General features: G+C 67.1%; 26 protein-coding genes and 5 tRNA genes. 19 read left to right on the top strand and 12 right to left on the bottom strand.

Annotated elements, in window-relative coordinates; genetic code table 11:
• Window positions 1-42: 42 nt before the first annotated feature.
• From LG3211_RS17285 to wrbA, 3 genes are all read right to left on the bottom strand, one after another.
• Window positions 43-528, bottom strand: coding sequence for an asparaginase domain-containing protein (locus LG3211_RS17285; RefSeq protein ID WP_057943907.1), 486 nt, complete (start codon window positions 526-528; stop codon window positions 43-45).
• Between the two features lie 140 nt (window positions 529-668).
• Window positions 669-1,034 (bottom strand): DUF2069 domain-containing protein, encoded by a 366-nt coding sequence (locus LG3211_RS17280; protein ID WP_237049775.1) that lies wholly within the window; start codon window positions 1,032-1,034, stop codon window positions 669-671.
• Window positions 1,031-1,624: an NAD(P)H:quinone oxidoreductase gene (wrbA, locus tag LG3211_RS17275; RefSeq protein ID WP_057943905.1), complete on the bottom strand. Its 594-nt coding sequence runs from the start codon at window positions 1,622-1,624 to the stop codon at window positions 1,031-1,033. Before wrbA ends, LG3211_RS17280 begins: the two co-directional genes overlap by 4 nt.
• A 257-nt stretch (window positions 1,625-1,881) precedes the next feature.
• On the opposite strand from wrbA, the gene LG3211_RS17270 reads away from it, so the two are divergent.
• From LG3211_RS17270 to LG3211_RS17260, 3 genes are read left to right on the top strand one after another with little or no spacing between them, the layout of a single operon-like run.
• Complete coding sequence (locus tag LG3211_RS17270) at window positions 1,882-3,153, top strand: YihY family inner membrane protein (RefSeq protein ID WP_057943904.1); 1,272 nt, start codon at window positions 1,882-1,884, stop codon at window positions 3,151-3,153.
• A gap of 2 nt (window positions 3,154-3,155) precedes the next feature.
• On the top strand, window positions 3,156-3,809 hold the full coding sequence (locus LG3211_RS17265; RefSeq protein WP_057945556.1) for a TlpA family protein disulfide reductase: 654 nt from the start codon (window positions 3,156-3,158) through the stop codon (window positions 3,807-3,809).
• Window positions 3,810-3,819: 10 nt separating this feature from the next.
• The gene (locus LG3211_RS17260; RefSeq protein WP_057943903.1) at window positions 3,820-4,089 is read left to right on the top strand and encodes an acylphosphatase; all 270 of its coding nucleotides are present in this window, start codon (window positions 3,820-3,822) and stop codon (window positions 4,087-4,089) included.
• Between the two features lie 262 nt (window positions 4,090-4,351).
• Here LG3211_RS17260 and LG3211_RS17255 read toward each other — a convergent pair whose 3' ends face one another.
• Window positions 4,352-5,212 (bottom strand): DUF2145 domain-containing protein, encoded by an 861-nt coding sequence (locus LG3211_RS17255; protein WP_083512615.1) that lies wholly within the window; start codon window positions 5,210-5,212, stop codon window positions 4,352-4,354.
• Entirely contained in the window at window positions 5,209-5,685 is a 477-nt protein-coding gene (locus LG3211_RS17250; RefSeq protein ID WP_148648977.1) for a hypothetical protein, read from the bottom strand. Before LG3211_RS17250 ends, LG3211_RS17255 begins: the two co-directional genes overlap by 4 nt.
• Window positions 5,686-5,764: 79 nt before the next feature.
• On the opposite strand from LG3211_RS17250, the gene LG3211_RS17245 reads away from it, so the two are divergent.
• Window positions 5,765-6,508 (top strand): helix-turn-helix domain-containing protein, encoded by a 744-nt coding sequence (locus tag LG3211_RS17245; protein WP_057943900.1) that lies wholly within the window; start codon window positions 5,765-5,767, stop codon window positions 6,506-6,508.
• Between the two features lie 90 nt (window positions 6,509-6,598).
• On the opposite strand, the gene ppk2 is transcribed toward LG3211_RS17245, so the two are convergent.
• From ppk2 to hemA, 7 genes are all read right to left on the bottom strand, one after another.
• Window positions 6,599-7,366, bottom strand: a complete 768-nt coding sequence (gene ppk2 / locus LG3211_RS17240) for a polyphosphate kinase 2 (RefSeq protein WP_057943899.1) — start codon at window positions 7,364-7,366, stop codon at window positions 6,599-6,601.
• Window positions 7,363-7,740: a helix-turn-helix domain-containing protein gene (locus LG3211_RS17235; protein WP_057945555.1), complete on the bottom strand. Its 378-nt coding sequence runs from the start codon at window positions 7,738-7,740 to the stop codon at window positions 7,363-7,365. The genes ppk2 and LG3211_RS17235 overlap by 4 nt, the downstream gene beginning before the upstream one ends.
• Before the next feature lie 5 nt (window positions 7,741-7,745).
• Window positions 7,746-8,264, bottom strand: a complete 519-nt coding sequence (moaB, locus tag LG3211_RS17230; RefSeq protein ID WP_057943898.1) for a molybdenum cofactor biosynthesis protein B — start codon at window positions 8,262-8,264, stop codon at window positions 7,746-7,748.
• Between the two features lie 280 nt (window positions 8,265-8,544).
• A complete protein-coding gene (locus LG3211_RS17225) occupies window positions 8,545-10,269 on the bottom strand; it encodes an O-linked N-acetylglucosamine transferase, SPINDLY family protein (protein ID WP_057943897.1) in 1,725 nt (574 codons plus the stop codon).
• 67 nt (window positions 10,270-10,336) lie between these two features.
• Window positions 10,337-10,795 carry a GNAT family N-acetyltransferase gene (locus tag LG3211_RS17220; RefSeq protein WP_057943896.1) on the bottom strand — a complete coding sequence of 153 codons (459 nt, stop codon included), beginning with the start codon at window positions 10,793-10,795 and terminating at the stop codon, window positions 10,337-10,339.
• A 132-nt stretch (window positions 10,796-10,927) separates the two neighbouring features.
• A complete protein-coding gene (prfA, locus tag LG3211_RS17215) occupies window positions 10,928-12,010 on the bottom strand; it encodes a peptide chain release factor 1 (protein WP_057943895.1) in 1,083 nt (360 codons plus the stop codon).
• 69 nt (window positions 12,011-12,079) lie between these two features.
• Complete coding sequence (gene hemA, locus LG3211_RS17210) at window positions 12,080-13,375, bottom strand: glutamyl-tRNA reductase (protein ID WP_057943894.1); 1,296 nt, start codon at window positions 13,373-13,375, stop codon at window positions 12,080-12,082.
• Between the two features lie 393 nt (window positions 13,376-13,768).
• Here hemA and LG3211_RS17205 point away from each other — a divergent pair, with 393 nt between their 5' ends.
• The 15 genes from LG3211_RS17205 (at window position 13,769) to nusG (ending at window position 24,034) form a co-directional block, all read left to right on the top strand.
• On the top strand, window positions 13,769-15,430 hold the full coding sequence (locus LG3211_RS17205; protein WP_057945554.1) for a tetratricopeptide repeat protein: 1,662 nt from the start codon (window positions 13,769-13,771) through the stop codon (window positions 15,428-15,430).
• A 62-nt stretch (window positions 15,431-15,492) separates the two neighbouring features.
• Window positions 15,493-16,122, top strand: a complete 630-nt coding sequence (gene lolB / locus LG3211_RS17200; RefSeq protein ID WP_057945553.1) for a lipoprotein insertase outer membrane protein LolB — start codon at window positions 15,493-15,495, stop codon at window positions 16,120-16,122.
• A gap of 32 nt (window positions 16,123-16,154) precedes the next feature.
• The gene (gene ispE, locus LG3211_RS17195) at window positions 16,155-17,024 is read left to right on the top strand and encodes a 4-(cytidine 5'-diphospho)-2-C-methyl-D-erythritol kinase (protein ID WP_057943893.1); all 870 of its coding nucleotides are present in this window, start codon (window positions 16,155-16,157) and stop codon (window positions 17,022-17,024) included.
• Window positions 17,025-17,046: 22 nt separating this feature from the next.
• Window positions 17,047-17,123, top strand: a tRNA-Gln gene (locus tag LG3211_RS17190).
• Window positions 17,124-17,234: 111 nt separating this feature from the next.
• Window positions 17,235-18,194, top strand: a complete 960-nt coding sequence (locus LG3211_RS17185) for a ribose-phosphate diphosphokinase (RefSeq protein ID WP_057943892.1) — start codon at window positions 17,235-17,237, stop codon at window positions 18,192-18,194.
• A gap of 176 nt (window positions 18,195-18,370) precedes the next feature.
• Window positions 18,371-19,030 carry a 50S ribosomal protein L25/general stress protein Ctc gene (locus LG3211_RS17180; RefSeq protein ID WP_057943891.1) on the top strand — a complete coding sequence of 220 codons (660 nt, stop codon included), beginning with the start codon at window positions 18,371-18,373 and terminating at the stop codon, window positions 19,028-19,030.
• A gap of 59 nt (window positions 19,031-19,089) precedes the next feature.
• Window positions 19,090-19,671: an aminoacyl-tRNA hydrolase gene (gene pth / locus LG3211_RS17175; protein ID WP_057943890.1), complete on the top strand. Its 582-nt coding sequence runs from the start codon at window positions 19,090-19,092 to the stop codon at window positions 19,669-19,671.
• Between the two features lie 77 nt (window positions 19,672-19,748).
• Entirely contained in the window at window positions 19,749-20,840 is a 1,092-nt protein-coding gene (gene ychF, locus LG3211_RS17170; protein WP_057943889.1) for a redox-regulated ATPase YchF, read from the top strand.
• Between the two features lie 125 nt (window positions 20,841-20,965).
• Window positions 20,966-21,051, top strand: a tRNA-Tyr gene (locus tag LG3211_RS17165).
• A 91-nt stretch (window positions 21,052-21,142) separates the two neighbouring features.
• Window positions 21,143-21,217, top strand: a tRNA-Gly gene (locus LG3211_RS17160).
• A 68-nt stretch (window positions 21,218-21,285) separates the two neighbouring features.
• A tRNA-Thr gene (locus tag LG3211_RS17155) sits at window positions 21,286-21,361 on the top strand.
• 70 nt (window positions 21,362-21,431) lie between these two features.
• Window positions 21,432-22,622, top strand: a complete 1,191-nt coding sequence (gene tuf / locus LG3211_RS17150; RefSeq protein ID WP_057943879.1) for an elongation factor Tu — start codon at window positions 21,432-21,434, stop codon at window positions 22,620-22,622.
• 273 nt (window positions 22,623-22,895) lie between these two features.
• Window positions 22,896-22,971 (top strand) — tRNA-Trp (locus LG3211_RS17145).
• A gap of 96 nt (window positions 22,972-23,067) precedes the next feature.
• Window positions 23,068-23,445, top strand: a complete 378-nt coding sequence (gene secE / locus LG3211_RS17140; protein ID WP_057943888.1) for a preprotein translocase subunit SecE — start codon at window positions 23,068-23,070, stop codon at window positions 23,443-23,445.
• A 13-nt stretch (window positions 23,446-23,458) separates the two neighbouring features.
• Window positions 23,459-24,034: a transcription termination/antitermination protein NusG gene (gene nusG / locus LG3211_RS17135; RefSeq protein ID WP_057943887.1), complete on the top strand. Its 576-nt coding sequence runs from the start codon at window positions 23,459-23,461 to the stop codon at window positions 24,032-24,034.
• Window positions 24,035-24,048 lie beyond the last annotated feature (14 nt).

The following is a 24,048-nucleotide window of genomic DNA, read 5'->3' as shown; positions in this document are numbered from 1 at the left end:
CCGATTGCGGCAGCTGGGCCGCGGCCGCGATCGGCGGCGTCGTCAGATCGCTTCGAAGCGGTTGGCTTCGACGTTCTTGCGGACCTTGGCCGGGTCCCAGATGCGCCCGTTCATGGCGATGTACACGCCGGCCGGCAGCGACTGCACCGCGCCGACCGCGGTGCCGATGTTGAACTCGGCGTCGGAGCCGCGAAAACGCGCCGGATTGAGCGCGCCGGTCAGCACGATGGTCTTGTTCGGGATCGTGGCCAGCACCTTGGCGGTCTCGACCATGCTGTCGGTGCCGTGGGTGACCAGCACATGCTGCGCGTCCTGGGCCGCGATCGCGGCGCGGATCAGCTCGCGGTCGCTGGCGGTGATATGCAGCGAGTCCTTGCGGATGATCGGGATCACGCTGTAGCGGAAGGCCACGCCCAGCTCATCGAGAATGCGGCCGATCTGCGGTTCGCCGATCTGGTAGTCCGACTTGTCGTCGAAGTAGATCTTGTCGATGGTGCCGCCGGTGGTGACGATGCAGAGCTGATCCATCTCGATGAGTTCGCGTGTAGCTGGGGAGGACGGAATTATAGGCCCGACGGCGGCGTGGCCGGGCACCGCGGGCGTTACGCGCGTTGGCGGCGTAGCGCAGGCCGTTCGTTCGCGTATGGCGAAGCGGGGCGGGCGGCGGCTCAGGTTTTCTTGCCGAAGCGCGCTTTCACCCCGGCCAGGTTGGCGGCGAAGATCACCACCAGCGCCAGCGCCAGTTCGATCCAGGCATAGCCGCGCTCGGCCGGCGACGACCAGGCCAGCATGACGCCGTGGCAGAACCAGAACAGGGCGAGCACGCCCGCCCAGTACGCGGCCAGGCGGCTGCGCAGGGAGACGCCGAGGGCCAGCAGCCCCGGCGGCGCCATGAACACGCTCAGGCCGGCGAGCAGATGCCGACCCGGCAGCACGTACCACAGGCCGAACAGCGCGGTCAGCGCCAGCAGCGCGGCCAGCAGCACCCAGTCCGCGCGCGGTCGCGGCGGCCGGGCCGGCACGGGCGCGTTCAACGGCTCACCTTGGCGGTCAGCTCGGCGACGCGGCGGCCGAGCGCGCGTGCCAGCGTGGCTTCGTCGTCGCTGAGCTGCGGATCGTCCTGGCTGCCGGCGACGTGGCTGGCGCCGTAGGGCGTGCCGCCGCCGCGGGTGTGGCTGAGCGCGGGCTCGGTGTAGGGAATGCCGACGATCACGCAGCCGTGGTGCAGCAGCGGGACCATCATCGTCAGCAGGGTCGATTCCTGGCCGCCGTGCTGGGTCGCGGTGGAGGTGAACACCGCCGCCGGTTTGCCGACCAGGGTGCCGCTGGCCCATTGCGCGCCCAGGCCGTCGAGCCAGTGCTTGACCGGCGCGGCCATGTTGCCGAAGCGGGTGGGGCTGCCGAGCACCAGCGCCGCGCATTCGGTCAGATCGCGCGCTTCCACGTAGGGCGCGCCGTCCTCGGGTTCCGGCGGCGCCGCGGTCTGGGTCACCGCCGCCACCGGCGGCACGCTGCGCAGGCGCGCGCTGACCCCGGCGACTTCGCCGATCCCGCGCGCGATCTGCTTCGCCAGCCGCGCCACCGATCCGCCGCGGCTGTAGTAAAGCACCAGAACTTCGGTCATCGAATTCTCCTTTGCGCTGCGAAGGATAGAGGAATGCGGCGGGCGGGGGCTTGTGGCCCATGGTGGCCCTCGGTCCGACCCCGGCCCGAACGCATAGCGTTCGGGCGTTCGCGGACGCGCGAGCCGATGGCTCGCAAGCAGCGCCCGCTCACCCCGCTGGCGGGAGAAGGTGGCGCGAAGCGCCGGATGAGGGCGCACCGCCGCACCCACGCCCCCATGAATACCGCCCCCACACCCCATCGGTTAACCTGCGCCGGATGGAACCACTGGACTCGATCTATCGCTGGAGCGAACGCGTGCGCGACCGTGCGCGCGTGGCGACCTTCTTTCGCTTCCTCAGCCGCCGCTTCCTGGACGACAACCTGTTCCAGGCCGCCGGCGCGCTGTCCTACACCACCGTGTTCGCGCTGGTGCCGCTGTCGATGGTGGTGTTCGGCGTGTTGTCGGCGTTCCCGATGTTCAGCGAATGGAGCGACCGCCTCAGCGACTACATCTTCTCCAACTTCGTGCCGTCGGCGGCGCGCTCGGTGGAGAGTTACCTCAAGCAGTTCTCGGCCAACGCCGGCCAGCTCACCACCGCCGGCGTGATCGCGCTGGTGGTGTCGCTGCTGATCACCCTCAACGGCGTGGAAGCCGCGTTCAACCGGATCTGGCGCGTGCCCTCGGCGCGGCCGCGGCTGGGGCGCTTCCTGGTCTACTGGACCGTGCTGACCCTGGGCGCGCTGATGGCCGCGGCCAGCCTGGCGATCTCGGCGCGCTTTTTCGCCATGGAAGTGTTCTCGACCGAACCGGGCCGCTGGCTGGAAGGCCTGCTGCTGCGCGCCGCGCCGATGGGCCTGGAGTGGCTGGCGTTCGCGGCGATCTACAAGGTCGTGCCGCATCGCACGGTCAAGTGGCGCCACGCGGTCGCCGGCGCGTTCTTGGCGATGGTGCTGTTCGAGGTGGTCAAGGGCGGTATCGGACTGTACCTGGGCAGCTTCGGCTCGTATTCGAAGATCTACGGCACGCTCGCCTTCGTGCCGATCTTCCTGTTGTGGATCTACCTGAGCTGGATCGCGGTGTTGCTGGGCGCGTCGCTGGCCTCTTCGATCGCCGCGTTCCGCTATCAGCCCATAGCCATGCGCCTGCCGCTGGGCTTCGAGATGTACGGCCTGCTGCGCCTGCTGGCGCGCTTCAACGAGGCGCGCAAGGACGGCCGCGGCCTGCACAGCGACGACATCCAGCAACTCGAACCCATGCTCACCGACGCCCTGGTCCAGCAGATGCTCGGCCAGTTGGGCGACATCAGCGTGGTGCGCCGCGCCGAGAGCGGCGAATGGCTGCTGGCGCGCGATCTCGACGAACTGTCGCTGGGCGAACTGTACGAAGCCTGCAACCTGCGCATCCCCATCGCCGAAGCCATGTTGCCGTGCCGCGACGACTCGCTGGGCCAGTCCGCGGTCGCGGCGATGGACGAGCTGCGCGTGCCGCTGCGCGCGCTGATGAAACGACGCGTGTCCAGCATTCACGCCGAAGAGGAAGAACCATGATCGTGAGCGTTCGCAATTCCCGCGCCGCCGCGCCGCTGCTCGCCGCGGCGATCGCGGCCCTGCTGTTGGCCGCCTGCCAGAAGTCTCCCGACGAGCGTCATCCGGCGGCGCAGACCGATGCGACGACGGCCGCGGAGCCGAAGCCGGCCGAGTCCAAACCGGCCGACACGCCGCCCGCGGCGACGCCGGCGCCCGCATCCGACACCCCGGCGCTGCGCATCGCAACCATCGACGGCAAGACCTACGACCTGTCCGAGCATCGCGGCCGCTGGGTGGTGGTGAATTTCTGGGCGACCTGGTGCGCGCCGTGCATCAAGGAAATGCCCGAGCTGTCGGCGCTGGACACGATGCGCGAGCACATCGAAGTGGTGGGTCTGGCTTACGAGGAAATCGAGAAGCCCGACATGGAGGTCTTCCTCAAGCAGCATCCGGTGTCGTACCCGATCGCCATCGTCGATGTCGCCGATCCGCCCAAGGCCTTCGACACGCCGAAGGGATTGCCGATGACGTATCTGATCGGGCCCGACGGCAAGATCGCGGAGAAATTCCTCGGCCCGGTGGATGCGAAGAAGCTCGAAGACGCCATCGCCAAGGCCGGCGGCCCGAAGCCGGGCGACGCCAAGCCCGAACCGACGGCGCCCGCGGCCAAGTCGTGAGCGCGGCGCCATGAGCGCGGCGCGGTTTTTCGTTGCCGGCAAAGTGCAGGGCGTGTGGTTTCGCGCCTCCGCGCGCGAGCAGGCGATTGCGCTGGGCTTGCGCGGTTACGCCAACAACCTGCGCGACGGCCGGGTCGAAGTGTTGGCGGTCGGCGATGCCGCCGCGATCGAGCGCCTGGCGCAATGGCTGAGTCACGGCCCGCCGATGGCGCGGGTCGATCGGCTGGTGCGCGAGGATGCGCGTGAGGAGGAGGCGAGCGAGGCGTTTGTTTGTGGTTGAAGAACGCCGTCCCGTTCGCCAGTAACCCACACCCCCAGCGAAACAGTTCCCCCCTTTGAAAGAGGGGGGCTAGGGGGGATTTGCTTTTGCTGCGGCCAAAAGCAAATCCCCTGGCGCCGACACACAACGGCTCAGACGATTGTTCGCCGGGCGCAAGCCCCCTTTTTCAAAGGAGGCGAATTTTCGTGCTTGGTTGATGAGGATGAGTGCGTGGCGGTTCTGCGCAAACGCCCATCGCCCGGCGACCATCCATCCCCAAAAACTACAACGCCCCAAGCCGCCCCATCGCCTTACCGTTGCGCCATTCCCGCTGCGCGCTCACATGCCCGCTGCGAGCCAGGTACTGCACGATCGAGCGCACCGTCACCACCGGATAATCGCCGCCCAGCCGCGTGCCGATCGGGTGATCGGTGAAGGCGACATTGGCGCTGAACAAACCGCCGAGCACACGCTTGGAGTACGGGATATGGATGCGATCGGGCTCGAACCCATCGCCTTGCGCGGCGAGGTAGGCGGTGCGGCGATCAACCACGGCCGCGGTCTGCGGCAACGTCGTGCCCAGGATTTCCAGAACCCAAGCGGTGGAGTTCTGATAATCACCGCTGCCCGGACGCGCGATCAGGTTGTAGCGCGGCTGATGCAGACCATCGCGCGGCAACGCGCGCAGGCGATCGGCCAGGCGCTGCGCCTGCGCGGGTTCCAGCCAGACGATGCGCGCGTCCTGGTTGACCAGATGATCGGAGAAGAAATTCACCAGCCCCTGGGTGTAGAGGCCGGAACGGTCGCTGCCGCATTCGTTGAGCAGATGCACCGCGGTCCAGCGTCCGGCCGGATGGTCGCGAACGACGAAACCGACATGACTGTAGACCAAGCCCTGCGCGGACAGATCCGTGCCCACCCGCGCCACCAGCGCCGCCGGTGCGTCGCGTTCTTCCAGCGCCGCGGCCACGGTCAAGGCGGTCTGCGCGGCGGCGGCGACCTTCTGCGGCGAGATCGTCTCGGCCTCGCAGGCGGTGCCCGCACGTCCCTGTGCGGGCATCACTCCCACCACCACGGCCACCACCATCGCGGCGATCAGCCTCCTGCCTGCCGCGACATCGGGGTAACGAGGGAACCGCTTCATCCGGCCATCCGGGCGCTGTGGGTCAAGGCGCGCGCGCGGTCGTTGGGGACGAAGCAAATAATGTTGAGGTGGCCGTCGCTGATCAGCCAGCCGGCCGCGACCACGGTGACGATCACGGCCCAGCCGACCTTGAGCCCGAGTTCTTTCGCTTGCGCCGCCGACAAGGCGACGACGAAGGAGGTGCCGGCCGCGGCCGCGGAGATCGTCACCGCCACGCCGTTGGCGCTGGCTTCGATAGCGGTGACGGAAAATTTCGCGCCCTGCGACAGCGCGTTCGCCGCGGCCACCGGCACCTCGACCGAGGCGTCCAGGCTGGCGGCGGACTGACGGCTCAGGCCGTCGGATTGCACCGCCGCCCTCGCCGGCATCCCTGCCAGCGAGCCCGCCATGGCGGCAGCGACCAGAACGAGGAGGAGCAGGCGTTCGGAAGTCCGTGTCATTCGTGCCACCTCGTTCAGGTCCGCAGCCACCATCGGCAGCGCCCGCACGCTTGGCAAGATTGTTCGACAAGGTGGCTCGAATTTCTCTGTTCAGTAGCGTAATTTGATACGCATGGCCCTGTCCTTTGAACTCGTAGACGCCCTCAAGCGCTTTTTGCGCGCGCAGGATCTGACCTACCGCGATCTGGCCGGGCGGCTCAAGCTCAGCGAGGCCGCGGTCAAGCGGATGTTCTCGAGGCGGGCGATGAGCCTGCAGCGGCTGGAGCAGGTCTGCGATGTGCTCGACATCGGCCTGGCCGAACTCAGCGCCGAAGCCGCGCGCGGGCGCGCGCCGATGGCCATGCTCAGCGAAGCGCAGGAGCAGGCCCTGGTCGATGAGCCGGCGTTGCTGGTCGCACTGTTTCTGACCTTGAACCGCTGGAAGCAGGCCGACGTGCAGGCTCACTTCAACTTCGACAACGCGCGCTGGACCGCGCTGTTGGTGCGATTGGACCGGCTCGGCATCATCGAGCTGATGCCCGGCAATCGCGGCCGGCCGCTGACCACGCGCAATTTCCGCTGGCGCGCCGACGGGCCGATGGAGCGCTATTTCCGCCTGAAGCTGCTCGGCGATTATTTCGCCGATCCCTTCGACGGCGAGCAGGATGTGCTGCTGTTGCTCAGCGGTTCGCTCAGCGTCGCCGGTATCCGCGAACTCAAGCTGCGCTTGAACGAAGTGGCGCGGGAATTCGACGCGCTGTTGGCGCGCGATGCGGCGCTGACGGCGCAGGAGCGCATCGGCGTGAGCCTGGTGTTGGCGCAGAAGCCGTGGCTGTTGCAGTTGTTCCAGCCGTTTCGGCGGTCGCAAGAGGATTAGGTGCGGCCGTAAGGCGAACACTACGCGCTGAGCATCGCGTCTCTATGGTCCGACATCCCCGCCTTCGCGGGGATGTCGAGCCAAAGCGTTCTAGCCGCGAATCGGCTTAAGCACCTTGTACTTCTCTTTAGCCGGCTTGCCCTTCAGCGGCGGGAACTCCAGCTCGGTATCGGGCAGCTTGGTATCCGGCAAACGCGAGAGCAGATCGCGGATCAAGGTCAGCCGGCCGCGGCGCTGATCGTTGAAATCCACCAGCGTCCACGGCGCGTGCTTGGTGTGGGTGGCCTCGAGCATGGCCTCGCGCGCCTTGGTGTAGTCCTCGTAGTGCTTGCGCGCTTCCTGGTCGATCGGCGACAGCTTCCAGCGCTTGAGCGGATCGTTCAGGCGCTCGGCGAAACGTTCTTCCTGTTCTTCCTGGTCGCAGCACAGCCAGTACTTGAACAGTACGATGCCGTCGTCGATCAGCAACTTCTCGAACACGGGAGTCTGCTTCAGGAAGGCCTTGACCTGATCGGGCTTGGCGTAGCCCATCACGCGTTCGACGCCGGCGCGGTTGTACCAGCTGCGGTCGAACAGCGCGATCTCGCCCGCGGCGGGCAGATGCGGGACGTAGCGCTGGAAATACCACTGGCCGCTTTCGCGTTCGCTGGGCTTGGACAGGGCGACGACATGGCATTGGCGCGGGTTGAGATGCTCGGACAAGGCGCTGATGGCGCCGCCCTTGCCGGCGGTGTCGCGGCCTTCCAGCACCACCACCACGCGCTTGCCGGCGCTTTGCACCCAGCGCGCCATCGCCACCAGTTCGACTTGCAGCGGCTCGAGTTCGGCCTCGTAGTCCTTGCGCTTGAGCGTGCTCATCGTTTGGCCTTTCTCGATCCGGTGGTTTTCGCCGAGGGTTTGGCTGCGCCGCGCTTGGTGCCGGCCAGGCCGGTGGCGATTTCCAGCAGCGCGCCTTGTTGTTTGGTGCTGAGCGCGCGGTAGGCGGCGAGCAGGTCGTGTTCGCCCTGGGTGCGGGACGGGTCGAGCGTGCTGGCCAGATCGGCCAGCAAGGCGCCGGCCGGAACGCCGAAGGCGCGCGCGAGCGCATCGACCTGATCGCGGCCGGGCAGCTTGTCGCCGCGCAGCCAGGCGCTGACGGTGGCGGCGCCGGCGCGCGGAATCGCCGTGGCCAGATCGGTCACGCTCAAGCCGCTGGCCTTGGTCAGCAAACGCAGGGTGGTGTCCAGCGACATGCCCATCACTCCTTGAGGCGGGGACGCAAAGTGGCGAGGTTGCACGGCCGGGTGCGCGCATCGAGTTGTGCGCTGACGATCTTTTCCCAGGCGGTGCGGCAGGCCGAGGTCGAGCCCGGCAGGCAGAACACGAAGGTGGCGTTGGCCAGACCGGCGAAGGCGCGCGACTGCAAGGTGGAGGTGCCGATTTCTTCGAAGCTGATCGCGCGGAACAGTTCGCCGAAGCCGGGCATCTCTTTGTCGAGCAGCGGCAGCAGCGCCTCGGGCGTGGAATCGCGGCCGGTGAAGCCGGTGCCGCCGGTGACCAAGATGCCGTCGACACTTTCATCGGCGATCCATTGCGACACCGCCGCGCGCAGCTTGTAGCGGTCGTCGGGCAACAGCTTGCGCTCGACCAGCCGGTGACCGGCGTCGGTGAGCGACTGGATCAGGTAATCGCCGGAGCTGTCTTCGGCCAGCGTGCGGCTGTCGGACACGGTCAGCACGCACAGGTTCAGGGGGATGAAATCGCGTTGCGCAGTCATGGGCGCAGACTAGCGCAAATGGTGTTGGGTGGGGTTAGGGCTGTGTTGGGGGGCAGGAGCAAATCCCCCCTGGCCCCCTTTTTCAAAGGGGGGAACCCGTCGGGTGGCGGCGCGATCTGCTTGAGTGTCGCGGCTTCGATTACTTACGCGATCGAACCATCATGAGCGTCGTCGCTATCCACCCGCCACGTCCAATCCCGAAGAATTCCTGCGGCCCCCTTTGAAAAGTAACCCGTGCTGTTCCCCCCTTTGAAAAAGGGGGGCTGGGGGGATTTGCTCTTCAACGAGCCGGCCCCTGCAGCACCGCCGGCGCCTCGCCCTTGCGCTGCCGCCGCGCCATCGCGATGGTCATCGCGGCGAAATCCACCGAGAAGCCGTCCATGTCGAACAGGCCGCTGTCGCCGCGCCGCACCGCCAGTTCGTTGCGCAGCGCCGCCAGCGCTTCGCGATCGTTGCCCAGCGCCACCGCGCGGGCAATGAAGGCAGCATCGTCGGCGACGTTCATGTGCTCCATGCCCAAGTGATGATTGAGGCTGCCGGCCACGCGCGCGGCGAAGGTCGCGCCCGGACAGGTCAGCACCGGGCAGCCGGCCCACAGCGCGTCGGAAGCGGTGGTGTGGGCGTTGTAGGGATTGGTGTCGAGAAACAGATCGGCATGGCGCAGGCGCGCCAGGTAATCGGGATGCGGCTGTTTGCGCATGAACACCAGACGCGACGGGTCGATATCGCGCTGCTTGGCGAATTCGCGCAGGCGCTGGTCGGCGCGGCCCGGGCCCGACAGCAGCCACAGCACGCTGCCGGGCACGCCGCGCAAGACTTCCAGCGCGCGCGCGACGCTGCGCGGGTTGAGTTTGTAGCTGTTGTTGAAGCAGCACAGCACCGTGCCGTCCTCGGGCAGGCCGCATTCGGCGCGGGTCGGCGGCAGTTGCAACTCGCGGCTGGTGTCGGACGGCTGGAAACAGCGCGGCAGCCAGGCCACGGTTTCGCTGAAGTCGGCGGTCATCGACTCGGGCAGCACGTAGCGGTCGGCCAGCACGTAGTCGATCCACGGCGCGGCCGAGGTGCCCGGGTAGGCGAGCCAGTTGACCTGCACCGGCGCCGGCCGCATCGCCAGCACTTCCGGCGCGCCGCCGCCACCCCAGCCGCGCAGGTCGAACAAGACGTCGATACCGGCGCGGCGAATGCTGGCGGCGACCTGCGCATGCGGCTGCATCGCCACGTCGTGGACGGCGTCGGTGGCCGCGCGCAGGCGTTGCCGGATCGGGCTGTCGTCGTCGCGATTGAGCGCGAACAGATGCAGTTCGATGCCGCCGCGGCGGTACATCGCTTCGAACAGGGCCACCGTCAGCAAGCCGGTGGGATGGGCGCCGAAGCCGTTGGACAAGAAACCCACGCGCACGGTCGCGGCGAGGTCCTTGGCCGGCGCCGGCGGCATCGGCTGCACGCTTTGCGCGATCACCGCCGCGCGCAAGCCGGCGCAACGGCGCTGCTCGGCGGCGCTGGTGTCTTCGCTGAGAAAAGCGAACGGCTCGACCGAGGCCTGCGCCTGCGCCACCGCTTCGCGCACTTGGCGCGAGAGCGTATCCAGATCGCGCCAGTCGCACAGCCGCCGCCGCCAGTTGAGCAGGTAAGCGGCCAATTGCGGTTCGCGCGGCGCCAGGGTGTAGGCGCGGGTGTAGGCCTCCAGCGCGCCCTCGGCGTCGCCGACGTCTTCCAGCGCATGCGCCAGCCACACGACGATGCCAGGATGTCCGGGCGCTGCGCGCGCGGCCGCGCGCAGGCTGGTCACTGCGTCTTCGAACTTGCGCTGCATCGCCTGCGCGCGGCCCAGCCGCGCCAGCGCTTCGGGATGGCCCGGGCGCAGATGCAGGGCGCGCCGCGACGCGGTTTCGCCGGCCTGGGCGTCGCCGGCGTCGAGTTCGTGTTCGGCCAGCATCACCCAGCCCATGGCGTCGCCAGGATTGCGCTTGAGCGCCTGGCGCAATTGCGCGCGCGGATCGTTCATGGGCGGGGTTTGCGTCGGACGGGTGTCGATGGCGGGCATTGCGACGGCGCGGACATCATCGGCTTCTTCAAGTCGCGCTCAGCGGCAGGTGATAGCGCTGAGTGCCGTCGTAACGCTGCCAGCCGGCGGCGTCGTACAGCGCCTGCGCGGTGAGATTGTCGTGGTTGGTTTCCAGCTCCAGGCGCGCGGCGCCGTCGGTGCGGGCGAAGTCGGCGGCGGCATCGAGCAGGGCCTGGGCGACGCCGCGGCGGCGCGCCTGAGGCTCCACGAACAGATCGTTGAGCACCCACACCCGCGCGGCGCGCACCGAGGAAAAGGTCGGATACAACTGGGTGAAGCCGGCGCCGTCGCTGCCGTCCAGCGCGGCCAGCAACAACACCGAGTCGCCGCGCTGCAGGCGCTCGCCGATGAAGGCGCGCGAGACCGCTTCGTCGAAACGCTGGGTATAGAAATGCCGGTAGCGGTCGAACAGCGGCGCGAGCAGGTCGAGGTCGGCGGAGCTGGCGCGGCGGACGGTGGGGCTCATGCGAAGGGCAGTCCGGCGGGGGATGCCGGATTATGGCCGCTCGCAGCGGGCGCAGTCATGACTCGTGATAGCCATTTGGTGTGGGCTGTGAGCCAGCGCACGGCTTGCGCTGCTGCATTGAAGCCGCAGCGATCAACCCGCCGACAGCCGCGCCAGTTCGTCGGCCTGATGCTCGTGGATCAGCCGCCCGATCAAGCCGTCCAGGTCGCCGGCGACGATATTCGGCAGGTCGTACAAGGTCAGCCCTTCGACGCGATGGTCGGTGATCCGGCCCTGCGGGAAGTTGTAGGTGCGGATGCGCTGGCTGCGATCGCCGCTGCCGACCTGCAGGCGCCGGTCCAGCGCCTGCGCGGCCGCGGCCTTGGACGCCGCCGCGTCGGCCAGCATCGCCTGCAGGCGCTTGAGCGCCTTGTCGCGGTTGGCGTGCTGGCTGCGTTCGGTCTGGTTTTCGACCACCACGCCGCTGGGAATGTGGGTGATGCGGATCGCCGATTCGGTCTTGTTGACGTGCTGGCCGCCGGCGCCGGAGGAGCGGAAGGTATCGACCTTCAGATCGGCCGGATTGATTTCGATCGGCTCGCCTTCGGGTTCGACCGCGATGATCGCCACCGTCGCCGCCGAGGTGTGGATGCGGCCCTGCGATTCGGTTTCCGGCACGCGCTGGACGCGATGGGTGCCCGATTCGAACTTGAGCCGCGAGTACGCGCCGCGGCCTTCGACCCGGGCGATGATTTCCTTGTAGCCGCCGTGCTCGCCGGGGCTGGACGATTCGATCTCGACCTTCCAGCCCTGGCGCTCGGCGTAGCGCGCGTACATGCGGAACAGGTCGCCGGCGAAGATCGCCGCTTCGTCGCCGCCGGTGCCGGCGCGCACTTCCAGATAAAGGTCTCCGTCGTCGCGCGGGTCTTTCGGGATCAGGTGTGCGAGCAGTTCGACGTCGAGCTGCAGCAGGCGTGCCTGCGCCGCGGCGATTTCCTCCTCGGCCAGTTCGCGCAGTTCCGGATCGTTGCGCATCGCCTCGGCGGCGGCGAGATCGGCCTTGGCCCGCGCTTCCTCGGCCAGCGCGACGGCGACCGGTTCGAGCTGGGCGAATTCGCGCGAAAGTTTGCGGAAGCGGTCGTTGTCGCCGATCACGCCCGGATCGGCGAGCAGGCGTTCGAGTTCTTCGCGCCGTTCGGCCAGGGCTTCGAGTTTGCGGCGCAGGGTGGGGGTCATGAAGGCCGGGATTCGGGATTGGGGATTCGGGATTGGCAAAAGCAGGCGCACAAGCGAGCGAGAGTGTCGCTAAGGCTCGTCCGCATCGGCTTTTTCGAATCCCGAATCCCGAATCCCCAATCCCGTCGCCGGGAACAACTTATCCGCCGCCCGGGCCAGCTCCGGATTGCCGGTCAGCGCCGCCTCGCGCAAGGCCATCGTCGGCGCATGCAGCAGGCGGTTGGTCAGCGTGTGGGCGAGGAAGTTGAGCACTTCGGCCGGGTCTTGCCCGGCGCTCAGTTGCTGGCGCGCCTTGGCCAGTACTTCCTCGCGCGCCAGTTCGCCGTGATCGCGCAGGCGCTTGATCGGCGCGGTGCGCGTGCTGGCCGCCAGGGTTTCGACGAAGCGCGCGACCTGCAGCTCGACGATCGCCTCGGCCTCGGTCGCCGCCTCGCGGCGGCTGCGGCGGTTGTCTTCGATCGCGCGTTCCAGATCGTCCACGGTGTAGAGGAACACGTCCTTCAGGCCGGCCACGTCCGGGGCGATGTCGCGCGGCACCGCCAGGTCCAGCAGCAGCATCGGCCGATGCTTGCGCGTGGCCAGCGCCGCGGCCACTTGCGCGCGCTGCAGGATCGGTTCGCGGCTGGCGGTGGCCGACAACACGATGTCGGCTTCGCCCAGGTGGCGGTCGAGCTCACTCAACGGCAGCGCCACGCCGCCGTGGCGGGTGGCCAGGTCCTGCGCATGGGCGAGGGTGCGGTTGGCGATCAGCAGGCGCTTGGCCTTGGCCTGGACCAGATGCCGCGCTGCCAGCTCCACGGTTTCGCCAGCGCCGATCAGCAGCACGGTGGAGTCATCCAGCCGCGCGAACGATTCCTGCGCCAGCCGCACCGCCGCGGAGGCGACCGAGACCGGATTGGCGCCGATGCGGGTGTCGGTGCGCGCGCGCTTGGCGGTGGAGAAGGCTTGCTGGAACAGACGGTCGAGCTGGCTGCCCAGGGTGCCGGCGCCGCGCGCGGTGGCCCAGGCGTCCTTCACCTGGCCCAGGATCTGCGGCTCGCCCAGCACCAGCGAATCCAGGCCGGTGGCGACGCGGAACAGATGCCGCACCGCGTCGGCGTCGCGATGGCGATAGAGATAAGCGTGCAGATCGCCGCTGTCGTCCGGATGCGTGGCCAGCCAATCGGCCAGCGCGCGGCCATCGTCGTCGGCGACCGCGTACAGCTCGGTGCGGTTGCAGGTAGACAACAACGCCACCTCGCGTACCGGCGCCAGCGCGCGCAGCGCGCCGAGCGCGGCCGGTATCGCATCGCCGGAGAACGCGACGCGCTCACGCAGGCTCACCGGCGCGGTCTGATGGTTGATGCCGAGGACGAACAAGCTCATGGGCGCAGGCGGATCGATCCCGGGCAATGGGCGCGGCAGACCGTCGTCGCGGCGAGGCGAAAAAGTTTCATCGGGCGGCGTGCGGCGCGGGACATCGGTTCAGGTGCTTGCGATAAGCTGCGGGCTGCTGAAGGCCGCCATTCTACCGGCCGAAATGGTCCTCACGTGGTTCTCTACGATTCGATTTGCTCGATCGGTCCAATAGACAGAACTGAAGACAAGCGCCGGGCCCCGGTTCCGGTCCCCGCGGGCCGGTCGCGGCGGGCCCTGAAGTGGACGGTTCTGGCCCTGGCGCTGGCGGTCTGGGGCTCCGCCGCGGCTGCGACTTCGGAGGCTCAGCCGTCGGCTTCGAAGGCAGCGTTGGGAGCAGGAAGCTCCTCTGCCGCGGCGGCGATTGCATCGGCGGCCCAGCCTACTGCGGCTGACTTGGCCGCCGCCCGCGCGACCATCCAGGCCCAGGCCGCCAAGGATCCCACCGGCGCTTCGCTGGAGTCGTTGCTGGCCGGCGAATTCGCCCTGCAGTCGGGCAAGTTGAACGACGCCGCCAGTGCCTACCTCAAGGCCGCGCGCGCCGCCGGCGATGTGGTCCTGGCCGAGCGCGCCACCTCGATCGCCCTGGTCGCCAAGCAGGACACGACCGCCGCCGAGGCGCTGGGGCTGTGGCGCAAGCTCGGCGGCAAGGGCCACTCGCTCGCCGCCGCCGAAGCGACCTTGTCGCTGCGCCGCGGCGACGATCGCGCCGCGCTGCGCCAGCTCAACGACTTGATGACCGCCGAGCCCGACACCGGCTGGCGTCAGGTGCTGGGCGTGCTGACCGCCGGCGCCAAGGATCAGAAGCAGGCCGGACGCGTGCTCGAGAAGATCGTCGACGGCGGCAAGATCCCGCAGCGCAATCTGATGGCCTGGGTCGCCTTCGGCGGCCTGGCGCAGCGCCTGGATCAGCCCAAGCTGACCGAGCGCATCGTCAGCGAAGTGGTCAAGCGCTTCCCCGGCGAGCCGCGCGTGGGCCTGCTGCGGGTGAGCCAACTGCGCGAGGACGGCAAGACCGAGGAAGCCTCGCAATTGCTCGCCACCTTGTTGCCGCTGGCCGATACCGACACCAATCTGCGTGCGCTGATCGCCGAGCAATACGAAGGCCTCAACGATTTTCAGAACGTCGCCGCGGTGCTCGCGCGCGGCCCGCAGGACGAGCAGACCTACGCCCTGCGCGCGTCTTATCTGGCCCGCGCCGAGGACAAGCCGACTCTGACCAAGCTTTACGACGAACTGCGCGCCGACGCGGCCAAGCCCGATCCGGCGCGGCGTCTGCTGCTCGGCCAGCTGGCCGAGTTCCTGGAGCGCAACGACGAAGCCCTGAACTGGTATCAGGGCGTGCCCGGCGGTTCGCAGCGTTCGATCGCGCGCCTGCGCAGCGCCAACGTGTTGCACAAGCTCAAGCGTTCGGATGAGGCCTATGCCAGCCTGCGCGCGATCCAGTCCGACGCCTCGGCCGACGACGACACCCGTCGCGACGGCTACATCCTGGAAGCGAACCTGCGCGCCGACGACAAGAACGTCGCCGGCGAAAACGACGCGTTCGCCCGCGGTCTGGCCGCGTTTCCGGACGAACCGGAAATTCTCTACGCGCGCGCCCTGAGCTGGGAGCGCCGCGACGACGTCGCCCGCGCCGAAGCCGATTTCCGCCGCATCCTGGTCGCCGAGCCCGACAGCATCGCCGCGCTCAACGCGCTGGGCTACACCCTGGCCGACCGCACCACGCGCTATCAGGAAGCGTTCGAATTGATCGAGCGCGCGCGCACGGCCGAGCCGGACAACGCCGCGATCATCGACAGCTACGGCTGGGTGCTCTATCGGCTGGGCCGGGTCAAAGAGGCCGAAACCGAACTGCGCCGCGCGCTGACCATGCAGAAGGACGCGGAGATCGCCGCGCATCTGGCCGAGCTGCTGTGGGAGACCGGGCGCAAGGACGAAGCGCGCAAGTACTTCGAACAGGCGCGCAAGATCGATGCCGACAACCGCTCGCTGCAGCGCGCGCTGAAGAAATACGGCTTGTGAGCGCGGTGACGACCACCGCGACGACGCGGTATCCGCGCGCCGCGCAATTGCTCGCCGCCGCGATGTTGACCGCGCTGCTGGCCGCGTGCGCGGGGCAGGGCGTCAAACAAGCGCCGGCGGGAACCGTGGTGCCGGCCGCCGATGCGCTCGCGCGCGAAGCCGCGCGGCTGGAACGAGTGCGCGCGCAGGGCGATTGGTCGCTGACCGGCCGGGTCGCCGTGTCGAACGCCGGCAAGGGCGGCAGCGGGCGGATGGAATGGAGTCAGCGCGACGGCCGTTTCGACGTCGCACTCAGCGCCCCGGTCACTCGCCAGAGCTGGCGCCTGAGCGGCGGCCGCGAAGGCGCGCGCCTGGAAGGCCTGGATGGCGGCCCGCGCGAGGGCGCCGATGCCGGCGAACTGCTGCTGCAAGCCACCGGCTGGGACATCCCGGTGTCGGCGCTGGCCGACTGGCTGCGCGGCCTGCCGGCGCGCGACGCCCCCGCCGCGAAGGTCGTCCCCGGCGCGGACGGCCGTCCGCAGTCGATCGAACAAAATGGCTGGACCATCGCCTACCAATGGCCGGCCAGCGGCGACCTGCCGTCGCGGCTGGACGCGCGGCGCGATTCGGCGCGGGTCCGTCTGATCGTGGATGAGTGGAAGGGCGCCACCGCGGGTATTGCGGCCGATACCGCGCCGCCTTCCGTGCGCTGAACGAAACACGCTTCGTCCTTCTGATTGCCGCCATGTCCGAAACCTCCGCAACGCCTGCCTGGACCGTCTGGCCCGCCCCGGCCAAGCTGAACCTGTTCCTGCGCATCACCGGCCGCCGCGCCGATGGCTACCACCTTTTGCAGACCGTGTTCCGCCTGCTGGACTGGGGCGACACCATTCGTCTGCGTCCGCGCGAGGACGGCCGGGTGGTCCGCCATGGCGCCTCGGTGGCGGGCGTGGCGGAGCAGGACGACCTCACCGTGCGGGCCGCGTTGCTTCTACAAAAAGAAGCCAACAGCGGCCAAGGTGCGGATATCGTCGTCGAAAAGCGCATTCCGGCGGGTGGCGGTTTCGGTGGCGGCTCGTCCGATGCTGCCACCGTTCTGGTGGCCCTGGACGCCCTGTGGGGCACGAATCTGGGCGTGGACCGGCTGGCCGAGCTGGGCCTGCGCCTGGGCGCCGACGTCCCCGTCTTCGTCCGCGGCGAGAACGCCTGGGCCGAAGGCGTCGGCGAAGTGCTGCGTCCGATCGAGCTGCCGCCGGCCTGGTACGTGCTGGCCGATCCGGGCGTTCACGCACCGACCGCGGTTTTATTCCAGTCAACTGAATTGACTCGCGATGCCGCGCCCGCGACAATGTCGGACTTCGTTTCGGGTAAGCCGCTCGGGAATGCGTTCGAGCCGGTACTGCGTCAGCGTGAAACCGCCGTCGAGGCTGCTTTCGCTGCACTGTCGAGTATCGGTTCGCCACGCCTGACCGGCTCGGGCAGCGGCTGTTTCGTCGAGTTCGCCACGCGCGAATCCGCCGAAGCGGCGCTGTCGCGACTGCCTGCCGGCCTTCGGGCCTGGACGGCCGCCGGCGCAAGGCGTTCTTCGCTGCGCTCCGCGCTTGAAGCTAAGTAAAAAAGCTGAACTGGTTTACTGCAGGGGCGTCGCCAAGAGGCCCAAGGCACCAGGTTTTGATCCTGGCATTCGTAGGTTCGAATCCTACCGCCCCTGCCATCAGTTGTTGCGGGAGTAGGGAATGGAGAATCCGGAAACGTTATAGGCGATTCCGGATTCTCGATTCCCCATTCCCGAGCCGCCCGGTCAGAGCGAAGCGGAGTAAACAAAGTGCAAAACGATCGCAATCTGCTGGTTTTCAGCGGCAACGCCAACCGTCCGCTCGCCGAGGCGGTGTGCAAGGAACTCGGCATCCGGCTCGGCAAGGCCCTCGTCGGGCGCTTCTCCGACGGCGAGGTGCAGGTCGAGATCGAAGAGAACGTGCGTCGCCAGGAGGTGTTCGTCATTCAGCCGACGAACGCGCCCACGGCGGAGAACTTCATGGAGCTGCTGGTGCTGATCGACGCGCTCAAGCGCGCATCGGTGGCCAGCGTGACCGCGGTGGTGCCGTACTTCGGCTACGCCCGCCAGGATCGCCGCCCGCGCTCCTCGCGCGTGCCGATCACCGCCAAGGTCGCGGCCAAGATGTTCAGCGCGGTCGGCGCCGACCGGGTGCTCACGGTCGATCTGCATGCCGATCAGATCCAGGGCTTTTTCGACATCCCGGTCGATAACGTCTACGCCTCGCCGCTGCTGCTCGCCGACATCTGGCGCGCGCACGGCACGGACAATCTGATCGTCGTCTCGCCCGACGTCGGCGGCGTGGTTCGCGCCCGCGCGATCGCCAAGCGGCTGGACGATGCGGAACTGGCGATCATCGACAAGCGCCGTCCGCGCGCCAACGTCGCCACGGTGATGAACATCATCGGCGACGTGTCGGGCAAGACCTGCGTGCTGGTCGATGACATCGTCGATACCGCCGGCACCCTGTGTGCCGCCGCGGCGGCGCTGAAGGGCCAGGGCGCGCAGAAAGTCGTCGCCTACTGCACCCATCCGGTGCTGTCGGGCGCGGCGATCGACAATGTGATGAAGTCGCAGCTGGACGAGCTGGTGGTGACCGACACCATTCCGCTGACCGCCGCGGCCCGCGCCACCGGCCGCATCCGCCAGCTCAGCGTCGCCGAGCTGCTGGCCGAGACGATCCGCCGCATCGCCTTCGGCGAATCGGTCAGTTCGTTGTACGTGGATTGATTTGCCCGGGATTGGTGATTCGGGATTAGGGATTCGCAAGAGCGGCTACGCAGCTTTGGCTGTAACGAATCCCCAATCCCGAATCACCAATCCCCGCTCCAAAGACTCATCTGGTCGCGGATGAGTCTCCAAGCCGCCGCGAGGCGGTCCTAACGCTGCAAAGTGAGTAAACCAACATGTCCGAACACATCATCAAGGCCACTGGCCGCAACGTCGAGGGGAAGGGTGCGAGCCGCCGCCTGCGTCGTGCCGCCAGCATCCCGGCCATCATCTACGGCGGCAGCGCCGCGCCGCAGCCGATCCAGCTGGACCACGAGAAGATCTGGCTCGCCAGCCAGCACGAGTGGTTCTACTCCTCGATCCTGAGCCTGGACCTCGACGGCAAGGTCGAGCAGGTGCTGCTGCGCGATATGCAGCGTCACCCGTTCAAGCAGATCATCATGCACCTGGACTTCCAGCGCGTTGACGCCAACCAGGCGATCCGCGTGGCCGTGCCGCTGCACTTCCTCAACGAAGACAAGTCGCCGGCCGGCAAGGCCGCCGACGTCGTGGTCACCCACGAGCTCAACGAAGTCGAAGTCAGCTGCCTGCCGAAGGACCTGCCGGAGTTCCTGGAAATCGATCTGTCGGCCCTGGCCGTGGGCGACATCGTCCACCTGTCGCAGATCAAGCTGCCCAAGGGTGTCGAGATCCCCGAGCTGAAGCTGGGCAAGGAACACGACGTCGCCGTCGTGATCGCCAAGCACGGCAAGGAAGAGGCCGAGCCGGCCGCCGATGCGCCGGTCGCCGAAGTGCCGGCCGCCAAGGTCGCGAAGAAGGACGAAGACAAGAAGTAATCGCTTGCCGGCGCGCCTTCGCAGGCGCGCCGGTCTGCGTTTGCGGACTGTCGTGAGTCATGGCGGAATTGCGCCTGATCGTCGGCCTGGGCAATCCCGGCGCCGAATACACCCGGACCCGGCACAATGCCGGGTTCTGGTTTGTGGACGCCCTGAACGCGAAGTTCGGCGGGCGTTTCGGTCTTGAGTCCAAACTGTTCGGCGAGACCTCGAAGATCGAGATCGGCGGCCGTCCGGTGTGGTTGCTCAAGCCGGCCACCTTCATGAATCTGTCCGGCAAGTCGGTCGCCGCCGCCTTGCGTTACTGGAAGATCGAGCCGGAAGAAGCGCTGCTGGCGCACGACGAGCTCGACCTGCCGCCGGGCGCGGCGCGGCTCAAGTTCGACGGCGGCCATGGCGGCCAGAACGGCTTGCGCGACACCATGCAATTGCTCGGCCACGGCAAGTTCCACCGCCTGCGCGTGGGCATCGGCCATCCCGGCCACAAGGACAAAGTCACCCCGTGGGTGCTCGGCCGTCCCGGCAAGGACGACGAAGCGGTCATCCTGCGCGCGATCGACGACGCCATCGATGTGATGCCGCTGGCGGTCAAGGGCAATTTCATGGATGCGATGACGCAGTTGCATACGCGTCGGGATTAGGGATTGGGGATTCGGGATTCGAGAAGCGATGGCTTTTTCGAATCCCGAATCCCGAATCACCAATCTCGGATTCACTAATGGGCATCAAATGCGGCATCGTCGGCCTGCCCAACGTCGGCAAGTCGACCCTCTTCAATGCGCTGACCAAGGCGGGCATCGCCGCGGCCAACTTCCCGTTCTGCACGATCGAGCCCAACGTCGGCGCCGTGCCGGTGCCGGATCTGCGTCTGAACGCGTTGGCTGAGATCGTCAAGCCGCAGAAGCTGATTCCCACCGCGGTCGAGTTCGTCGATATCGCCGGCCTGGTCGCCGGCGCCGCCAGCGGGCAGGGCCTGGGCAACAAGTTCCTGGCCCACATCCGCGAAGTCGATGCGATCACCCACGTGGTGCGCTGCTTCGAAAATCCGGATGTGATCCACGTCAACAACAAGGTCGATCCGATCGCCGATATCGAGACCATCGATACCGAGCTGGCCCTGGCCGATCTGGAAAGCGTCGAGAAGGCCTATCAGCGCGCCGAGCGTTCGGCCAAGACCGGCGACAAGGAAGCGATCGTGCGCAAGGAAGTCCTGGGCCGCGTGCGCGCGGGCCTGGACGCGGGCAAGGCCGCGCGCGCGCTGGGCCTGTCCGAGGACGACAAGGCGGCGGTGCGAGACCTGTTCCTGCTCACCCTCAAGCCGGTCATGTACGTGGCCAACGTGCTGGAGGACGGGTTCGAGAACAACCCGCACCTGGACGCGGTGCGCGAACGCGCGATCACCGAGGGCGCCCAGGTCGTGCCGGTGTCGGCCGCGATCGAGGAAGAGCTCAGCCAGCTCGACGACGCCGACCGCGACGCCTTCCTGGCCGATCTGGGCCTGGCCGAGCCGGGTCTCAATCGCCTGATCCGCGCCGGGTACGCGCTGCTGGGCCTGCAGACCTATTTCACCGCCGGGGTGAAGGAAGTGCGCGCCTGGACGGTCAAGGCCGGCTCGACCGCGCCGCAGGCCGCGGCGGTGATCCATACCGACTTCGAGAAGGGCTTCATCCGCGCCGAAACCATCGCCTACGACGATTTCATCAAGTACAAGGGCGAGTCCGGCGCCCGCGACGCCGGCCGTCTGCGCCTGGAAGGCAAGGAATATCGCGTCCAAGAGGGCGATGTACTGCACTTCCGGTTCAATGTCTGAGTAGACTACGCGGCCCGTCCCCGGATGGCCGCGGCCGCAGTCGGCGGGTCGGAAAATTTTTCAAAAAGTTGTGTGAAAGTTCGTTGACTTCCTGAAGATCGCACGCCAGAATTACGGGCTCTTTCGGAGGGATACCCAAGCGGCCAACGGGGGCAGACTGTAAATCTGCTGGCTTACGCCTTCGGTGGTTCGAATCCACCTCCCTCCACCAGATGTTTCAAGCCGCATGTGTCTGGTGACAAAGCTTCAAAAGTTCGACAGGCAGTGCGATACGTTCCAACGCTGTAATGGCTGTACGCGGCGCGGGAGTAGTTCAATGGTTAGAGCCTCAGCCTTCCAAGCTGATAATGCGGGTTCGAATCCCGTCTCCCGCTCCATTGAATTCATTCTTGACGACCCCATTGCAGCAAGGCCCGGTTGATCGGGTCGCAACACCGAGTTTCACGCTCACGTAGCTCAGTCGGTAGAGCACCTCCTTGGTAAGGAGGAGGTCGAAGGTTCGATTCCTTTCGTGAGCACCACATCCCGCAGTATCGGCTGCTTTACCAACAGCCACCGCAACACACAGACCACAAACGAGAAGCGACAGCCATGGCTAAGGGTAAATTCGAGCGCACCAAGCCGCACGTGAACGTCGGCACGATCGGTCACGTTGACCACGGCAAGACGACGCTGACGGCGGCGCTGACCAAGGTGGGCGCTGAGCGTTTCGGTGGCGAGTTCAAGGCGTACGACGCGATCGACGCGGCGCCGGAAGAGAAGGCTCGCGGCATCACGATTTCGACCGCGCACGTGGAATACGAATCGGCGAACCGCCATTACGCGCACGTCGATTGCCCGGGCCACGCGGACTACGTGAAGAACATGATCACGGGTGCGGCGCAGATGGACGGCGCGATTCTGGTGTGCTCGGCCGCTGACGGTCCGATGCCGCAGACGCGCGAGCACATCCTGCTGTCGCGTCAGGTCGGCGTGCCGTACATCGTCGTGTTCCTGAACAAGGCCGACATGGTGGACGACGCCGAGCTGCTGGAGCTGGTGGAGATGGAAGTCCGCGAGCTGCTGACCAAGTACGAGTTCCCGGGCGACGACACCCCGATCATCCACGGTTCGGCCCGTCTGGCGCTGGAAGGCGACCAGAGCGAAATCGGCGTGCCGGCGATCCTGAAGCTGGTCGATGCGCTGGACACGTTCATTCCGGAGCCGGAGCGCGCGATCGACAAGCCGTTCCTGATGCCGGTGGAAGACGTGTTCTCGATCTCGGGCCGCGGCACCGTGGTGACCGGTCGTATCGAGCGCGGCATCGTGAAGGTGGGCGACGAAATCGAAATCGTCGGTATCCGTCCGACGCAGAAGACCACGGTTACGGGCGTGGAAATGTTCCGCAAGCTGCTGGACCAGGGTCAGGCGGGCGACAACGCCGGTCTGTTGCTGCGCGGCACCAAGCGTGACGACGTGGAGCGCGGCCAGGTGCTGTGCAAGCCGGGTTCGATCAAGCCGCACACCGACTTCGAAGCCGAAGTGTATGTGCTGTCGAAGGACGAAGGCGGCCGTCACACGCCGTTCTTCAAGGGCTACCGTCCGCAGTTCTACTTCCGCACCACCGACATCACCGGCGCTTGCGAGCTGCCGGAAGGCGTCGAGATGGTGATGCCGGGCGACAACGTGAAGATGGTGGTGTCGCTGATCAACCCGGTGGCGATGGACGAAGGCCTGCGTTTCGCGATTCGCGAAGGCGGCCGTACCGTCGGCGCCGGCGTGGTGGCGAAGATCATCAAGTGACGATTTGACCCGGGCGCGCTTGCGCGCCCGGCTTTGTCGAATCGTCATCCCCGCGAAAGTGGGGATCCAGAGACGAGGACGAAGTCCGAAGTATCAGGCAAAAGCAAGAATGTTCATCCCAGCCCACCGGCGATGAATGCAAGCCCAAGCGAACGGCGGGCCGGCAACCCGGTCCGCCTTCGTTGTTTCAAAGCTCCGTGTTTTCGAACACAATGATCGACCGGCGATCCGCCTGAGAATGGCGTTGATCCGGGTCAGAAGATTTCAAGACGTACGCCAGTAGCTCAATTGGCAGAGCAGCGGTCTCCAAAACCGCAGGTTGGGGGTTCGAGTCCCTCCTGGCGTGCCACTCGACACCGAGCCGGTTCGGACGACCCGGCGACTGGAATGCATTGAAAGGGCCGCGCAGGGATGGGCGGGCTTTCGCGAGGGAATCGCCCCGAGAATGAACAGCAAGGCCGAACAACACAAATCCGGCGGCGCCGGTGACATCGTCAAGTACGCCCTGGCTCTGCTGCTGGCGGCCGGCGGTGTGTTCGCCTACCTCTGGTTCGAGAATTGGAGCGGCCCGCTGCGTTCAGGCGTGGTCGTGGCCGGTCTGCTCGCCGGCGCGGCGGTGTTCATGCTGACCGGCAAGGGCCTGCAGACCCGCGAGTTCCTGTCCGAATCGCGCTTCGAACTGCGCAAGGTGGTCTGGCCGACCCGTGAAGAAGCGCTCAAGACCACCTGGGTGGTCATGATCGCGGTGGCCATCCTGAGCCTGATCCTGTCCAGTTTCGACTGGGTGATCCAGGCCGCGGTCAAATTCCTGCTGTCGCGCTGAGGAGACGACCGACTTGAATACGCAAGACAACAAGCGTTGGTACGTAGTCCACGCCTACTCCGGTTTCGAGAAGTCCGTGGCCCAGGCGCTGCGCGACCGCATCGTCCGTTTCGAAATGCAGGACCGCTTCGGCGACGTCCTGGTCCCGACGGAAGAAGTCGTGGAAATGCGTTCCGGCCAGAAGCGCCGTTCCGAGCGCAAGTTCTTCCCGGGCTACGTCCTGGTCCAGATTTCCACGCATGACGAAGCCGGCATTCCGCGCATCGACAGCGAGAGCTGGCACCTGATCAAGGAAACCCCGAAGGTCATGGGTTTCATCGGCGGCACCGCCGATCGCCCGCTGCCGATCCAGGACAGCGAGGCCGACCGTATCCTGCAGCGCGTTCAGGAAGGCGTCGAGAAGCCGCGTCCGAAGGTGCTGTTCGAGCCGGGCGAGATGGTCCGCGTGGTCGATGGCCCGTTCGTGGACTTCAACGGCGTGGTCGAGGAAATCAACTACGAGAAGAGCCGCCTGCGCGTCGCGGTGCTGATCTTCGGCCGTTCGACCCCGGTCGAGCTGGAATTCGGTCAGGTCGAAAAGGCCACCTGAGCCTGACGGGGCCG

Origin of the sequence: Lysobacter gummosus, from assembly GCF_001442805.1 — a bacterium.
GTDB classification, from domain to species: domain Bacteria; phylum Pseudomonadota; class Gammaproteobacteria; order Xanthomonadales; family Xanthomonadaceae; genus Lysobacter; species Lysobacter gummosus.
The sequence above is the reverse complement of the archived record's forward strand: the minus strand, read 5'-3'. Positions and strand labels throughout refer to the sequence as shown.

Coding starts and splice junctions, on each gene's coding strand:
- LG3211_RS17285 (WP_057943907.1), bottom strand. CDS start 528: ATGGATCAGCTCTGCATCGTCACCACCGGCGGCACCATCGACAAGATC.
- wrbA (WP_057943905.1), bottom strand. CDS start 1,624: ATGACCGAAGTTCTGGTGCTTTACTACAGCCGCGGCGGATCGGTGGCG.
- LG3211_RS17270 (WP_057943904.1), top strand. CDS start 1,882: ATGGAACCACTGGACTCGATCTATCGCTGGAGCGAACGCGTGCGCGAC.
- LG3211_RS17260 (WP_057943903.1), top strand. CDS start 3,820: ATGAGCGCGGCGCGGTTTTTCGTTGCCGGCAAAGTGCAGGGCGTGTGG.
- LG3211_RS17255 (WP_083512615.1), bottom strand. CDS start 5,212: ATGAAGCGGTTCCCTCGTTACCCCGATGTCGCGGCAGGCAGGAGGCTG.
- LG3211_RS17250 (WP_148648977.1), bottom strand. CDS start 5,685: ATGGTGGCTGCGGACCTGAACGAGGTGGCACGAATGACACGGACTTCC.
- LG3211_RS17245 (WP_057943900.1), top strand. CDS start 5,765: ATGGCCCTGTCCTTTGAACTCGTAGACGCCCTCAAGCGCTTTTTGCGC.
- ppk2 (WP_057943899.1), bottom strand. CDS start 7,366: ATGAGCACGCTCAAGCGCAAGGACTACGAGGCCGAACTCGAGCCGCTG.
- LG3211_RS17235 (WP_057945555.1), bottom strand. CDS start 7,740: ATGTCGCTGGACACCACCCTGCGTTTGCTGACCAAGGCCAGCGGCTTG.
- moaB (WP_057943898.1), bottom strand. CDS start 8,264: ATGACTGCGCAACGCGATTTCATCCCCCTGAACCTGTGCGTGCTGACC.
- LG3211_RS17225 (WP_057943897.1), bottom strand. CDS start 10,269: ATGAACGATCCGCGCGCGCAATTGCGCCAGGCGCTCAAGCGCAATCCT.
- LG3211_RS17220 (WP_057943896.1), bottom strand. CDS start 10,795: ATGAGCCCCACCGTCCGCCGCGCCAGCTCCGCCGACCTCGACCTGCTC.
- prfA (WP_057943895.1), bottom strand. CDS start 12,010: ATGACCCCCACCCTGCGCCGCAAACTCGAAGCCCTGGCCGAACGGCGC.
- hemA (WP_057943894.1), bottom strand. CDS start 13,375: ATGAGCTTGTTCGTCCTCGGCATCAACCATCAGACCGCGCCGGTGAGC.
- lolB (WP_057945553.1), top strand. CDS start 15,493: ATGTTGACCGCGCTGCTGGCCGCGTGCGCGGGGCAGGGCGTCAAACAA.
- ispE (WP_057943893.1), top strand. CDS start 16,155: ATGTCCGAAACCTCCGCAACGCCTGCCTGGACCGTCTGGCCCGCCCCG.
- LG3211_RS17180 (WP_057943891.1), top strand. CDS start 18,371: ATGTCCGAACACATCATCAAGGCCACTGGCCGCAACGTCGAGGGGAAG.
- pth (WP_057943890.1), top strand. CDS start 19,090: ATGGCGGAATTGCGCCTGATCGTCGGCCTGGGCAATCCCGGCGCCGAA.
- ychF (WP_057943889.1), top strand. CDS start 19,749: ATGGGCATCAAATGCGGCATCGTCGGCCTGCCCAACGTCGGCAAGTCG.
- tuf (WP_057943879.1), top strand. CDS start 21,432: ATGGCTAAGGGTAAATTCGAGCGCACCAAGCCGCACGTGAACGTCGGC.
- secE (WP_057943888.1), top strand. CDS start 23,068: ATGAACAGCAAGGCCGAACAACACAAATCCGGCGGCGCCGGTGACATC.